This window comes from Pseudazoarcus sp. NS36, assembly GCF_059703705.1.
In genome coordinates this window covers 218,439-230,672 of sequence record NZ_BAAKJA010000004.1, presented here as the reverse complement: position 1 = coordinate 230,672, position 12,234 = coordinate 218,439, and the positions used below count along the sequence as shown (strand labels likewise).

Below are 12,234 nucleotides of genomic sequence, written 5' to 3'. Positions count from 1 at the left end.
TCCTCGCCCGAAGCAGTCGGGACATTGCCTCAAGTAGAGCACCCACTGCCGCCGGATGCAACGTCGGTGCGGCTTTGCGGGGCGTCAGGGCAGCGCCACGGCAAGCGCCAGCGGCAAGGTGATGAGCGCAGCAAGGTTGCCCACCAGCACCATCGAGGCAACGGTGGCCGGCTCCTGCCCGTAACGTTCGGCAAAAATGTAATTGAGCACCGCCGGCGGCAAGGCACCGAACACGATGAGCAGCGCGCGCTCCTGTGGCGGCAGGTCGATGAACAGCATCACGACGAAAGCCAGCGCCACGCCGATGATCGGGCGCACTGCAGCCACCAGCACGCCAAACCCGACGGACTCGATGGTGGAATCGGCCAGCCGTACCCCCAGCGCAAACAGCATCAGCGGAATCGAGATCTCGCCGAGCATGCGGATGGAGGTCAGCAGGGGAGACCACAGCTCGATACCAGCTATCGCCACCGCCAAACCGGCAAAGGTGGCCAGCACCGAAGGCACGCGCCACACCGTCCAGATGCGGATGCGGCGATCGAGCAGCCAGGCGCCGTAGGAAAAGTGCAGCAGGTTGGAGATCATGAACATGACTACCGCTGGCGCCAGCGCCACGTCACCGAAGGCCAGCACGGCCAGCGGCAGTCCGAGGTTGCCGCAGTTGTTGAACATGATCGGCGGCACCAGGGTGCGCAAATCCATCTTCAGCAGGCGTGCAAGCAACCAGGCTGCCAAGCCGGAGCCGATGACGATGACCAGGGTGGCGATACCCAGGGGTACGAAACCACCAATCTCGAACTCGCGGTTGGCCAGCGCCGCGAACACCAGCGCTGGCACGAATACATCCATGTTGAGCTTGTTGGCCTGCGACAGATCGGGCTTCATGCGCCGCCCGACGAAATAACCCAGTGTCGCGATGGAGAACAGCGGAAAGAGGATTTCGACGATGCGGACGGCGATGTCCATGCTCAGCTCACTTCGGGCGACGAGCACCCTGAAAACGCAAGAGGCCGGCACACGCCGGCCTCCTCAGGCTAGACCCGCAGGGGTCAGAATTTCACACCCAAAACGATCTGCTGCATGTCCACGCCATCGTTGGGCTTCTTGATGCCCGCGTTGGAGTAGTGTGAGACGCGCCAGCCGAGCGTGACGTGATCGCCGAACTCCAGCCCCAGGCCAAGCCACTCGGTGAACTGGAAGCGCGTGGAGATGGTTCGGGGGCCGAGCGTGGTCTGGCCAAAGTACGTGCCGCCAAAACCGGCCTCGAAATACGGGCGGAAGCTTGAGGCCTTGCGGGCAATACGGAAGCCGATGGCGACACCGCCGTAGCTGACGCTCTCGTGCTCCGCGCGGTCACCTGTGTAACGGAAGCGCCCGCCCTGGAGCACGGGCTGCAAAGTCATTTTCCAGTTGTCGGACTCGCTTGCCCACATTTCGCCGAAACGCAGGCTGACGCCACGAAAGGTGGTGGAGCTCATCTCCCCGTAATGCAGCTCGACCGCCGTATCCTCGGCCTGAACAGGCGACACGGCAAACAGGCAGGCAGCAGCACAGGCGGCAAGGGCGGTACGCATGATTTTCTCCGTCAGAGCACGTAACGTGCGAGATCTTCGCGCTGCGCGAAGACGTCGAGACGGGCATCGACGTACGGAGCATCGACGATGACTTCCGAAAACCCCGGCTTGCCAGCCTCGAACGACACTTCTTCAAGCAGCCGTTCGAGCACAGTGTATAGCCGGCGAGCACCGATGTTTTCGGTCTTCTCGTTGACCTGGAAGGCAATCTCGGCGAGCCGGCGAATTCCGTCGTCAGAAAACGACACTTTGACGCCTTCGGTGGCCAGCAAGGCTTCGTACTGGCGGGTCAGGCAGGCGTCGGTCTGGGTCAGGATGCACTCGAAATCCTCGACCGACAGATTTTCGAGCTCCACTCGAATCGGGAAACGCCCCTGCAACTCGGGAATCAGATCGCTGGGCTTGGCCAGGTGGAAAGCCCCGCTGGCGATGAACAGGATGTGATCGGTGCGCACCATGCCGTACTTGGTCGACACCGTTGTGCCCTCAACCAGGGGCAACAGATCGCGCTGTACGCCCTGACGGGAAACATCGGCGCCACCGACGTCGGAACGTGTTGCGACCTTGTCGATCTCGTCCAGGAAGACGATGCCGTCCTGCTCGACGGCACGCAGGGCCGCAGCCTTGACCTCTTCATCGTTGATCAGGCGTGCAGCCTCCTCGTCCGTCAGCACCTTGAGCGCTTCGGCGATCTTCATCTTGCGCGACTTGGTTCGCCCCTGCCCGAGGTTCTGGAACATCCCCTGGATCTGCTGGGTGAGATCTTCCATGCCGGGCGGCGCGAAGATCTCGGCGCTCATCGGCATCTGCGCGACATCGATCTCGATTTCCTTGTCGTTCAGCTCGCCCTCGCGCAACTTCTTGCGAAATTTCTGGCGGGTGGACGAGTCGGCCGGTTCCGTATCGGCATAACCGGTCGGCCGCGCCGGCGGCAGCAGCGCGTCGAGCACGCGATCTTCGGCGGCATCTTCGGCACGTGCGCGCACCTGGCGCATCGCCGTTTCGCGCGCATCCTTGATGGCGATCTCCACCAGGTCACGAATGATGGTCTCGACATCACGGCCGACATAGCCGACTTCGGTGAACTTGGTGGCTTCGACCTTGATGAACGGGGCGTTGGCGAGCCGCGCCAGGCGGCGCGCAATCTCGGTCTTGCCCACGCCGGTCGGCCCGATCATCAGGATGTTCTTGGGCGTGATCTCGCCGCGCAGCGGCTCGTCCACTTGAGCCCGGCGCCAGCGGTTGCGCAGCGCAATGGCCACAGCGCGCTTGGCCTTGTCCTGCCCGACGATGTGCTTGTCGAGTTCGGAAACGATCTCTGGAGGCGTCATCCATGTCATGGCTTGAGTTCCTCCACGACGTGGTTGTGGTTGGTATAGATACACAGATCACCGGCAATCGACAGCGCACGGCGCACGATCTCGTCGGGAGGCAACTCAGTGTTTTCGAGCAATGCCCGCGCTGCCGCCTGGGCATAGGCGCCGCCACTGCCGATGGCAACAATCCCCTGCTCAGGTTCAAGCACGTCGCCATTGCCCGTGATCACCAGAGAATGCTCGGCATCGGCAACGGCCAGCATGGCTTCCAGCCGGCGCAGCATGCGATCGGTACGCCAGTCCTTGGCCAGCTCCACCGCGCTGCGCAGCAGATTGCCCTGATGCTTCTCCAACTTGGCCTCGAAGCGCTCGACCAGCGTAAAAGCATCGGCCGTACCGCCTGCAAAGCCTACGAGAATGCGACCATCGTAGATCGCACGCACCTTGCGGGCGCTGGCCTTGATGACGATATTGCCCAGAGTGACCTGCCCGTCGCCGCCGAGCGCAACGTGGCGCCCGCGCCGCACGGACAGGATGGTCGTGCCGTGATATTGCTCCATGTACTGCCTTGAATAATCCGGATGCGCTCAAGAGCGCGGAATGATCTTGGCGACCTGACCGACGCCCATGACATGCAACAGCGCCAGCACCATGGCATTGACGTTGCGCAAGGTTACGTGCCGCCCCTTGGCCTGCAAGGTCGACAACACGTTGAACAAGGTACCGGCGCTGACAAAGTCCATGCGCCGCAAACGCGTACAGTCAATGGCAAGATCGGTGCGTTTCTCGGAAAGCTCGACAAGACGCCCGAACACGCCACTACCGCCGCCAATGACTTCACCCTCGAAGCTCACCGTATCCGCAGCCGGCGCGCTGACCACGGCTTCCGCCTGCGGAGCCACTTCCGCGACCGCCGCCACCGGCGCCCAGGAGGGCGGAGACTCTTCAAAGGTGATCGCGTAATCGAGGGCGTACTGCTCGAAACGATCCTGATCCCCTGCGTGCTGCAGCAGTTCGAGCAACAAGCGCCACGCCGGCTGTTGATCAGGTGTCCCCACCACGACCCGCCCGGCGAGCGCATCGGCCAGCTTGCCGACATTGCCCAGCGAGACCTTGACGCGCTCCCTGCGCATCTGCGCAATCGCCTCGAGCACCTCCTGACACCCTTCGTCGTCGGCTCCACGCACCGTCTGCAGATCAAGACGCACCGCGCCATTGCGCTGGCCGATCACGAGATACGGGGCAAGCTGGCGGGAAACACCGGCAGCCAGATTGCCACTCAGGTTGACCGCCGTGGCGCCGGACGCTCGCGCCTTCGGGGCAGCCGCAGCGGACATATCCTTCCAGGGCGGGGGAGAACGTTCGAAACGCGTGGCGTACTCGATCACGCGCGCCTCAAAGCGCTCACGCTGACCCGTCAGCCGGTAAAGATCGAGCAACATCGTCCACGGCCACTCGTTGCCGGCATGCGTCTCATCACGCAGCAGGGCATCCAGCAGGGCCTCCGCCTCCCGGACATTGCCGTTGGCGTACAGGACCGCGACTTCTTCACACACGGAGCCGATGCCGGTACTGACTTCCTGGACTTCAACCAGCCCTGCACATTCATTCAGCGACAACAGATCCTCATCCAGCATGCTGGATGGCGGCTCCGAATCGATCGAAGGACTGGGGGATTTTCGCTTTGGATTGACTGCCACGCCTGATTCTGTCGTAAATGAACACGCGTTTTGTAAAAAAGTGCCAAAGAATAGCACCTCACCCATAAAAAGGGAGGCCGCCAGGGCCAACGGTTACCCTTGGAAACGGATTGTGCATTGCACACACACACGACCGGGGCTCCCCCGGATAGAATGTGTAAATGCGCACCAGAGTCAGGCTGCAACCCGTCCCCGGGGACGGCTCAACCACCATTTCTGCCCGGGTCTATTACGAGGACACCGATGCGGCCGGCGTCGTTTACTACGCAAACTATCTGCGTTTCTGTGAGCGCGCGCGAACCGAATGGTTGCGCGAACTGGGCTTCGAGCAACATGACATGCTGAGCACACACAATGTGGCATTTGTCGTGCGCTCGGTCGAGGCGCGATATCTGGCCCCCGCTCGGCTCGATGACATGCTGACCATCGCCACACAAGTCTCCGATATCGGACGTGCAAGCATCGAATTTGCCCAAAGCGTGTTGCGCGGAGAGGAACTTCTGTTTGACTCCCGCATCTCTGTGGCCAGCCTAGACACCCTACGCGGCCGCCCCATTGCCATTCCCGCGGCGCTACGCGCCCTGTTGCCTGATACAGCCAATTCAAAATGAACCCTAACGAGAACCTCTCCATCCTGTATCTGATCGGCGAGGCGAGCCTGCTCGTCCAGCTTGTCATGGCGCTGCTGGCCCTGCTGTCGGTCATGTCCTGGTACTGGATTTTCCGCAAATGGTTCCAGATCCGAGCCATGCGCTCGCGCACAGCACGGTTTGAGCGTGACTTCTGGAGCGGGGGCGACCTCAACTCGCTGTTCCAGCAGGCCTCTTCAGCACGAAATGGCACAGCCGGGATGGAACGCATCTTCGAGGCCGGATACCGCGAGTTCACCAAACTGCGCGCCAAGAGCCACGATCACGCAGCCATTCTCGACGGCTCACGTCGCGCCATGCGTGCAACGCAGCAACGTGAGATGGACGACCTCGAAGCCCACCTGGCCTTCCTCGCCTCGGTCGGCTCCGTTGCGCCGTACATCGGCCTGCTCGGCACGGTGTGGGGCATCATGAACGCCTTCCGCGGCCTGGCCAACGTCAGTTCGGCATCCCTGTCGCTCGTTGCTCCGGGCATTGCCGAAGCGCTGGTGGCCACGGCCATCGGCCTGTTCGCTGCCATCCCGGCCGTTGTCGCGTACAACCGCTTCACGCACGATATCGACCGCATCGGCATCCGCTTCGAGAGTTTCATGGAAGAGTTCTCGAACATCCTTCAACGCCATCTGCGCTAAGCCGGACAAGGAGTAGCGCATGCGCCAGCGTCGTCTCATGAACCAGATCAACGTCGTGCCGTATATCGACGTGATGCTGGTCCTGCTCGTGATCTTCATGGTCACCGCACCAATGATCCAGACCGGCTCGATCGATGTGCCGAATGCCTCCAATGTATCCACCCCGCCGCCGGAAGCGGCTACGGTTCGGGTCACGCGTGAGGGCCTGGAATTGCAACGCAGCCCCAGCGTGCAATTCGAGAAGATGGGAGCCAGCCAGCTACAGCGCGTGCTGACAGAAATGCATGCCGCCAACCCCGACCAGCCCATCATCGTGGCGGCCGAAAAGAAGATCGAGTACGACCGGGTCATCACGACACTCGACACCCTGCGTACCATCGGCTTCGCCAAGGCCAGTCTGCAAACCCAGTTCGGCAACGGACGATGATCGACGAGCGGCCGCCCTCCGCGACTGCGGCCACGGCTGACAAGCTGTGGTCGATGATCCTGGCGATCGTCGTACACGCAGCCCTCGCCGTGTTCCTGTTCATTGGCGTGAGCTGGGAGCTCAAGCCGCCGCCCGCGCTGGAAGTAGACCTCATCGGAGCACCGCAGCCGGAAAGCCGGCCTGCGACCCCGGTCGCACGCCCGCCCGAACCGAAGCCAGAACCGAAGCCCGAGCCGCCGAAACCCGAACCCAAGCCGGAACCACCGCCTCCGCCCAAACCGGAGCCAAAGCCCGAGCCGAAACCTGCTCCCAAACCAGAGCCGAAGCCGGCGCCGCCTCCGCCCAAACCGGAGCCAAAGCCCGAGCCCCCAAAACCGAAACCCGAAGCTCCGCCGAAGCCTGAGCCGAAACCCGAGCCGCCCAAACCGGAGCCGAAGCCCGAACCACCGCCTCCGCCCAAGCCCGAGCCCAAGCCCGAGCCACCCAAACCGGAGCCCCCGAAGCCCGCGCCCAAGCCGGAACCGCCGCCTCCGCCCAAACCGGAGCCGACACCCGAGCCGATGATGCCGGACATGACGCGCATGCTCGATCAGGAAATGCGCCGCGCGCAGGCGGCCAGCGCACGCTCGAGCGCCGAGATGGGTGAGTACGTCAACATGATCCGTCTGCATGTGCGCAGCCAGCTCATCATCCCGCCCAACCTGGTCGGGAACCCCGAGGCGCGCTTCCGGGTCATCCAGCGACCGGATGGTTCAGTTGCCGCCATCGAACTGACGCGCAGTTCAGGCAACCCCGCGCTGGATGCGGCTATCGAACGGGCCATTCGCAACGCCAGCCCGTTGCCATTGCCGAACAATCGTGCGTTGTTCGACCGTGAGCTTGACCTGACTTTCAAACCGCTGCTCGAATGAACGAATGCCTCCGGCCGAAGGACTCTGCCCTCGGCTGCCGAAACATCGGGACACAGGGGCAACACACGTGCTTGGCTATACTTTTCGAAACCCGCTACCTGACAGGACGACCATGTCTGCGATCCGCAACCTGATGTGTGCTGGCCTGCTGATGATTTCGGCACTCGCGCACGCGCAACTCTCGATCGAAATTACCGGCTCGAGCTCAACCCGCTACCCGGTTGCCATCCCGCTCCTTGAAAACGAAGGTGCCCTGCCCGACAGCGTCAGTGACATCGTGCGCGCCGACCTCGAGCGTAGCGGCCTGTTCGGCCTGATCGATACCGGTCTGGCGAGCTTTCCTGAATCCGTCATCCCCGATCTGTCCGCACTGCGAGGCAAGGGTGCTGATGCCGTGCTTACCGGATCGGTTGTTCGGCTCAGCGACGGCCGCTTCGGCGCTCGCGTTCGCCTGTTCGACGCGCACCGGCGCACCGAGATCGGCGCCCTGTCGCTGCACATGAACGCCCGCCAGAACCGGATTACCGCTCATCGCATCGCGGATTTCGTGTACGAGAAACTGATTGGCGAGCCCGGGTACTTCTCGACCCGCATTGCCTATGTCGTCGTGAAGGGTCAGCGACACGAATTGCAGATTGCAGACGCCGACGGCGCCAATCCGCAGCCCGCCCTGATATCGCGAGAGCCAATCATCTCGCCCACCTGGTCACCGGATGGCAAGCGCCTGGCCTATGTATCGTTTGAGGCCAAGAAACCGATCATCTACATTCACGACCTGCCCACCGGGCGCCGTCAGCAGATCGCCAACTTCCGCGGCTCCAACTCGGCCCCTGCATGGTCACCGGACGGCTCCCGACTGGCGGTTGTGCTGACCAAGGACGGTCCATCGCAGATCTACATCATCAATGCCGACGGCACGGGCCTGCGACGCCTCCTGACATCCCAAAGCATCGACACCGAGCCGACCTGGTCGCCCGACGGAAAGTGGATCTACTTCACTTCCGACCGGGGCGGTAGCCCGCAGATTTATCGTGTCAGCGTAGATGGTGGCCCGCTGCAACGCGTGACCTTTGACGGGCCATACAACGTTACGCCCCGGCTCTCGCCGGATGGGCGCCAGCTCGCGTACACTGCGCGCCGGGACGGACGCTCACAGGTGGCTCTGCTGGACCTCTCATCGGGTCGCAGCGTCATCCTGACCAACGAGGAAGGTGTAGAATCTCCCAGCTTCTCCCCCAATGGGCGCATGATCCTTTATGCTTCGGGGAACGCAAGCCGCGGTGTTCTTTCGGCAGTATCTTCAGACGGTCGCGTGCGGCAGCGACTGACGATTCAGGCGGCAGAAATCCGAGAGCCCGCCTGGGGGCCAATCTCCCGATGACATGAAGTCATCGGTTTTCCAAACACAAGGGAATACACATGAAAAAAGTTCTCCTGCCGGCACTTCTCGCATCCCTGCTGATCGCTTGCAGTGGAACCGGGGACAAGGCCACCGGGTCGGCTGGTGCCTCGGGCAACGGCACCTCGAGCGCCGCGGTTTCCGATGCTTCGGTCTCGCGCAATCAGATGGGCTCGCTCGGTAGCGGCGTCGATGCCGCCACTGCTGGCGCCACCGGCGGTATCGCTGCGCTGACGGACCCCAACCACATCCTGTCCAGTCGCACCGTGTATTTCGACTTCGACAGCTTCGTCATCAAGCCTGAGTTTGCTTCGCTGGTTGAAGCACATGCCGCTTTCCTCAAGGCCAACGGTCAGATGCGCATGCTGATCCAGGGCAATACCGACGAACGCGGCAGCCGCGAGTACAACGTCGCCCTCGGCCAGAAGCGTGCCGAAGCCGTCAAGCGCGCGCTGGTCCTGCTCGGCGTGAATGACGCCCAGGTCGAGTCCGTCAGCCTCGGCGAAGAAAAGCCCCGCTGCACCGAGCAGACTGAAAGCTGCTGGGGTGAGAACCGCCGTTCCGACATCCTCTACTCCGGCGAATTCTGATGACCAAGCGCCTCACCACCGCGCTGCTGCTCACGCTCGCGTGCGCGGGCTCCGTGCAGGCGCAAGTTTTCGGATCATCTGAATCGAGGCAAGTCACCGCCTTGCGGGAAGAAATGAACGCCCGGTTCAACACCACGAGCCGGGCGCATTTCGACCTACTCAATCAGAACGCGGCGCTTCGCGAAGAGATTGCCAAGCTCCGCGGTCAGGTTGAGTTGCTTACGCACGAAATCGAATCGCTCCGATCCAGGCAGCAGGATTTCTACGTCGATCTCGACGCTCGAATCCTCAAGCTTGAAACAAGCGGAGTGTCCGGAAGCACCGCTCCCGGCGCAGCAACCGCCGTCAACCCGGCCGCTGAATCTGCGGCTTATGAGGCATCGCTCGAACTGCTCAAGAATGGCAAGCATGCGGAATCGCTTAATGCCTTCCGAACGTTCATCGCCGACTACCCGAAGAGTGCTTTCTTGCCGAACGCCCACTTCTGGGCCGGCAACGCAGCACTTCAAGCCAAGGAAGTAGCCGCAGCGCGTTCGCTGTTCGACACCATCGTCAAAACCTGGCCGAATGACGCCATCGTCCCTGACGCCATGCTGGGGCTTGCCAACAGTCAATTGCTGCTTGGTGAGCGTCGTGCCGCACAGGACACGCTGGCTCAGATCATCGCGCGCCATCCCGAAAGTTCTGCAGCTCAGGTCGCGCGTCAGCGCGTCCAGCCGTAGGCCTTGTGCTGAAGCCGGATGAATGCACGTGCCGCGCAACGCGACGAATCGCTGCGCATTACCGAAATATTCTCATCCGTTCAGGGTGAGTCATCGCGTGTCGGGCTGCCCACGGTCTTTGTAAGACTCACGGGCTGTCCTTTGCGGTGCACCTGGTGTGATACCGAGTACGCCTTTCAGGGCGGCAGCAACTGGGCGATTGATGACATCGTCACCCATGTTCTTGCGTGCGGGCTCAGGCACGTTTGCGTGACCGGCGGCGAGCCCCTCGCTCAGAAAGCCTGTCTGACACTTCTTGCACGACTGTGCGATGCCGGCCTATCGGTGTCTCTCGAAACCAGCGGAGCACTCGACATCGCTGGCGTCGATCCGCGTGTTTCCTGCATCATGGACCTGAAGGCCCCCGGTTCCGGTGAGCTCGCACGGAACCGCATGGAGAACCTCGACGAACTCGATGAACGCGATGAAATCAAGTTCGTACTGGCGGACGAGCACGACTATCAGTGGGCCCGCGAACTGGTTGCAAACCACGCCCTTGCCCAGAAGTGCTCGATCCTGTTCTCTCCGGTGCATGGCGCCTTATCGGCTGAAAGGCTTGCAGAGTGGGTCGTTCGTGATCGACTGCCCGTGCGCTTCCAGCTTCAACTGCACAAGATTCTCTGGCACGACGCTCGCGGCCGCTAAACAGATCACCACATGAACGAACGCAGCCACCGATCCGCTGTCATTCTGCTGTCCGGCGGACTCGACTCAACGACCTGTCTGGCCATCGCACGAGATGCCGGATACGACTGCTATGCCCTGTCTGTGGCCTACGGACAACGTCATGCCGCGGAGCTGTCAGCGTCACGCAGGATCGCACAGCACTTCAAGGCGCGCGAACACCGCCTCGCCAATGTCAGCCTAGGGCAGTTCGGTGGCTCGGCGCTCACGGATCCGAGCATCAAGGTCCCGGTCGGCGGCGAAGCCGGTAGCGGGATCCCGGTAACCTACGTTCCGGCACGCAATACGGTGATGCTTTCGATGGCCCTGGCCTGGGCCGAAGTTGTCGGCGCGAACGACATCTTCATTGGTGTGAATGCGGTGGATTATTCGGGCTACCCGGATTGTCGCCCGGAGTACATCCGCGCCTTTGAAGCCATGGCCAACCTCGCCACACGCAGCGCTGTCGAAGGCGCTCGCTTGCGTATCCATGCGCCGTTGATGCATCTGTCTAAAGCCGAAATCATCCGACGCGGCACGTCGCTGGGTATCGACTATTCCATGACCGTTTCTTGCTACCAGTCCAGCGAAGACGGCCTCGCCTGTGGCTCATGCGACGCCTGCCGTTTGCGTCGCGAAGGCTTTGAAACGGCAGGCCTGGACGACCCTACCGAATACAAGTGAGCGGCCCTGCAGGCCGTTTTCACATGTATCGTCGCTCATTCACCGTCCCGCAGGCTGCTCGAAATCAACCGTAGAGCGGACTGCACCGACAACACTCCGGTGACACCACCCACCACACGCTCTGCGGCGGTGCGCTCGCCTTCATCTACCACAACGCCTTCCAGCCTGACTCCCCCGTCACTGGCAGATATCACTACATTGACGTGATCCGTCTCATCGTCGCTGCGCAGAGCGGCCCTTACACGGGCCTCAAGCGTCGCGTTTGCGAGCGTTCTACGGGACTCATCCGTCTCCTGAAAGCCCGGCTGAGACAGCAGAAGCTTGATCTGATCAACACAGGCAGCAACCGACACCCTGTCCGTATTCAAGACCATGTCGTACAGCAAGGGATCGCCCCAGCCCACGCCGAAGCGCACGTTCATGTTGTGGGTGTGCGCTGCATCGCTGCGCTTGAGCTCTTGCCGAACGAGCTCCTCGTCATCGGTATCAAGCCGCTGCATCATCCACGCCAAGCGGCTCTCCAGCGACGCGCAAACGCGCACGCAGGGAATATGAGGAATGCTGCGTAGCAGATAGGTTGCTCCCCACCCACGGATGATGACATTCCCGCGCGCGGCAAGCTCATAGACCTCTTCAGCAACATAGGTCGATACGTTGCGGGAGTTTGTCGACATGCGATCAAGCATGCCGGCCCTGCCCTCCATGACACGTCGGATCAGGCTTTTGCGCTTGTGCATCTTGTCGGCCACATGATCCACGACTTCGTGGGTCACCTGCGAGAGCCCCAACTCTTCGGACAACGCCTGAGCTACATCCTTTCCAAGCGACCCCATCTCCTGGTTCATTGCAATAACGGGCATTTCAGACCTCCGAAGGTGAAATTCCATCACTACAAAAAAAAAACGACCCGCCGAAGCGGGTCGTTTT

The 12,234-nt window shown here is 61.9% G+C and carries 15 protein-coding genes; 9 read left to right on the top strand and 6 right to left on the bottom strand.

Translation table 11 applies throughout. The features are described from left to right. Positions 1-84 precede the first annotated feature (84 nt). From AC6H0R_RS08125 to AC6H0R_RS08105, 5 genes are all read right to left on the bottom strand, one after another. Positions 85-960 carry an AEC family transporter gene (locus AC6H0R_RS08125; protein ID WP_497580974.1) on the bottom strand — a complete coding sequence of 292 codons (876 nt, stop codon included), beginning with the start codon at positions 958-960 and terminating at the stop codon, positions 85-87. An 89-nt stretch (positions 961-1,049) separates the two neighbouring features. Then, positions 1,050-1,574, bottom strand: coding sequence for an acyloxyacyl hydrolase (locus AC6H0R_RS08120; RefSeq protein ID WP_497580856.1), 525 nt, complete (start codon positions 1,572-1,574; stop codon positions 1,050-1,052). Between the two features lie 11 nt (positions 1,575-1,585). Next, complete coding sequence (gene hslU, locus AC6H0R_RS08115; protein ID WP_497580855.1) at positions 1,586-2,914, bottom strand: ATP-dependent protease ATPase subunit HslU; 1,329 nt, start codon at positions 2,912-2,914, stop codon at positions 1,586-1,588. Then, positions 2,911-3,450 carry an ATP-dependent protease subunit HslV gene (gene hslV, locus AC6H0R_RS08110; protein WP_497572515.1) on the bottom strand — a complete coding sequence of 180 codons (540 nt, stop codon included), beginning with the start codon at positions 3,448-3,450 and terminating at the stop codon, positions 2,911-2,913. The genes hslU and hslV overlap by 4 nt, the downstream gene beginning before the upstream one ends. 27 nt (positions 3,451-3,477) lie before the next feature. After that, positions 3,478-4,527 (bottom strand): STAS domain-containing protein, encoded by a 1,050-nt coding sequence (locus AC6H0R_RS08105; RefSeq protein WP_497580854.1) that lies wholly within the window; start codon positions 4,525-4,527, stop codon positions 3,478-3,480. Between the two features lie 224 nt (positions 4,528-4,751). Here AC6H0R_RS08105 and ybgC point away from each other — a divergent pair, with 224 nt between their 5' ends. From ybgC to queC, 9 genes are all read left to right on the top strand, one after another. Beyond that, a complete protein-coding gene (gene ybgC / locus AC6H0R_RS08100; protein ID WP_497580853.1) occupies positions 4,752-5,201 on the top strand; it encodes a tol-pal system-associated acyl-CoA thioesterase in 450 nt (149 codons plus the stop codon). After that, the gene (gene tolQ, locus AC6H0R_RS08095) at positions 5,198-5,872 is read left to right on the top strand and encodes a protein TolQ (protein ID WP_497580852.1); all 675 of its coding nucleotides are present in this window, start codon (positions 5,198-5,200) and stop codon (positions 5,870-5,872) included. Before ybgC ends, tolQ begins: the two co-directional genes overlap by 4 nt. Before the next feature lie 19 nt (positions 5,873-5,891). Beyond that, complete coding sequence (locus AC6H0R_RS08090; protein WP_497580851.1) at positions 5,892-6,299, top strand: ExbD/TolR family protein; 408 nt, start codon at positions 5,892-5,894, stop codon at positions 6,297-6,299. Next, positions 6,296-7,210 carry an energy transducer TonB gene (locus tag AC6H0R_RS08085; protein WP_497580850.1) on the top strand — a complete coding sequence of 305 codons (915 nt, stop codon included), beginning with the start codon at positions 6,296-6,298 and terminating at the stop codon, positions 7,208-7,210. Before AC6H0R_RS08090 ends, AC6H0R_RS08085 begins: the two co-directional genes overlap by 4 nt. 112 nt (positions 7,211-7,322) lie before the next feature. Then, on the top strand, positions 7,323-8,591 hold the full coding sequence (tolB, locus tag AC6H0R_RS08080) for a Tol-Pal system beta propeller repeat protein TolB (protein ID WP_497580849.1): 1,269 nt from the start codon (positions 7,323-7,325) through the stop codon (positions 8,589-8,591). A gap of 38 nt (positions 8,592-8,629) precedes the next feature. Beyond that, a complete protein-coding gene (pal, locus tag AC6H0R_RS08075; RefSeq protein ID WP_497580848.1) occupies positions 8,630-9,199 on the top strand; it encodes a peptidoglycan-associated lipoprotein Pal in 570 nt (189 codons plus the stop codon). Continuing rightward, on the top strand, positions 9,199-9,921 hold the full coding sequence (gene ybgF, locus AC6H0R_RS08070) for a tol-pal system protein YbgF (protein WP_497580847.1): 723 nt from the start codon (positions 9,199-9,201) through the stop codon (positions 9,919-9,921). The genes pal and ybgF overlap by 1 nt, the downstream gene beginning before the upstream one ends. Before the next feature lie 18 nt (positions 9,922-9,939). Next, on the top strand, positions 9,940-10,605 hold the full coding sequence (gene queE / locus AC6H0R_RS08065; RefSeq protein WP_497580846.1) for a 7-carboxy-7-deazaguanine synthase QueE: 666 nt from the start codon (positions 9,940-9,942) through the stop codon (positions 10,603-10,605). 12 nt (positions 10,606-10,617) lie between these two features. Beyond that, positions 10,618-11,307, top strand: a complete 690-nt coding sequence (queC, locus tag AC6H0R_RS08060) for a 7-cyano-7-deazaguanine synthase QueC (RefSeq protein ID WP_497580845.1) — start codon at positions 10,618-10,620, stop codon at positions 11,305-11,307. A gap of 35 nt (positions 11,308-11,342) precedes the next feature. On the opposite strand, the gene AC6H0R_RS08055 is transcribed toward queC, so the two are convergent. Further along, positions 11,343-12,167 carry a cytidylate kinase family protein gene (locus AC6H0R_RS08055; RefSeq protein ID WP_497580844.1) on the bottom strand — a complete coding sequence of 275 codons (825 nt, stop codon included), beginning with the start codon at positions 12,165-12,167 and terminating at the stop codon, positions 11,343-11,345. Positions 12,168-12,234 lie beyond the last annotated feature (67 nt).

What these genes read in the sequence shown, in the direction of transcription:
- AC6H0R_RS08120 (WP_497580856.1), bottom strand. Translation starts at nt 1,574, where the DNA reads ATGCGTACCGCCCTTGCCGCCTGTGCTGCTGCCTGCCTGTTTGCCGTG.
- hslU (WP_497580855.1), bottom strand. Translation starts at nt 2,914, where the DNA reads ATGACATGGATGACGCCTCCAGAGATCGTTTCCGAACTCGACAAGCAC.
- hslV (WP_497572515.1), bottom strand. Translation starts at nt 3,450, where the DNA reads ATGGAGCAATATCACGGCACGACCATCCTGTCCGTGCGGCGCGGGCGC.
- AC6H0R_RS08105 (WP_497580854.1), bottom strand. Translation starts at nt 4,527, where the DNA reads ATGCTGGATGAGGATCTGTTGTCGCTGAATGAATGTGCAGGGCTGGTT.
- ybgC (WP_497580853.1), top strand. Translation starts at nt 4,752, where the DNA reads ATGCGCACCAGAGTCAGGCTGCAACCCGTCCCCGGGGACGGCTCAACC.
- tolQ (WP_497580852.1), top strand. Translation starts at nt 5,198, where the DNA reads ATGAACCCTAACGAGAACCTCTCCATCCTGTATCTGATCGGCGAGGCG.
- AC6H0R_RS08090 (WP_497580851.1), top strand. Translation starts at nt 5,892, where the DNA reads ATGCGCCAGCGTCGTCTCATGAACCAGATCAACGTCGTGCCGTATATC.
- AC6H0R_RS08085 (WP_497580850.1), top strand. Translation starts at nt 6,296, where the DNA reads ATGATCGACGAGCGGCCGCCCTCCGCGACTGCGGCCACGGCTGACAAG.
- tolB (WP_497580849.1), top strand. Translation starts at nt 7,323, where the DNA reads ATGTCTGCGATCCGCAACCTGATGTGTGCTGGCCTGCTGATGATTTCG.
- pal (WP_497580848.1), top strand. Translation starts at nt 8,630, where the DNA reads ATGAAAAAAGTTCTCCTGCCGGCACTTCTCGCATCCCTGCTGATCGCT.
- ybgF (WP_497580847.1), top strand. Translation starts at nt 9,199, where the DNA reads ATGACCAAGCGCCTCACCACCGCGCTGCTGCTCACGCTCGCGTGCGCG.
- queE (WP_497580846.1), top strand. Translation starts at nt 9,940, where the DNA reads ATGAATGCACGTGCCGCGCAACGCGACGAATCGCTGCGCATTACCGAA.
- queC (WP_497580845.1), top strand. Translation starts at nt 10,618, where the DNA reads ATGAACGAACGCAGCCACCGATCCGCTGTCATTCTGCTGTCCGGCGGA.
- AC6H0R_RS08055 (WP_497580844.1), bottom strand. Translation starts at nt 12,167, where the DNA reads ATGCCCGTTATTGCAATGAACCAGGAGATGGGGTCGCTTGGAAAGGAT.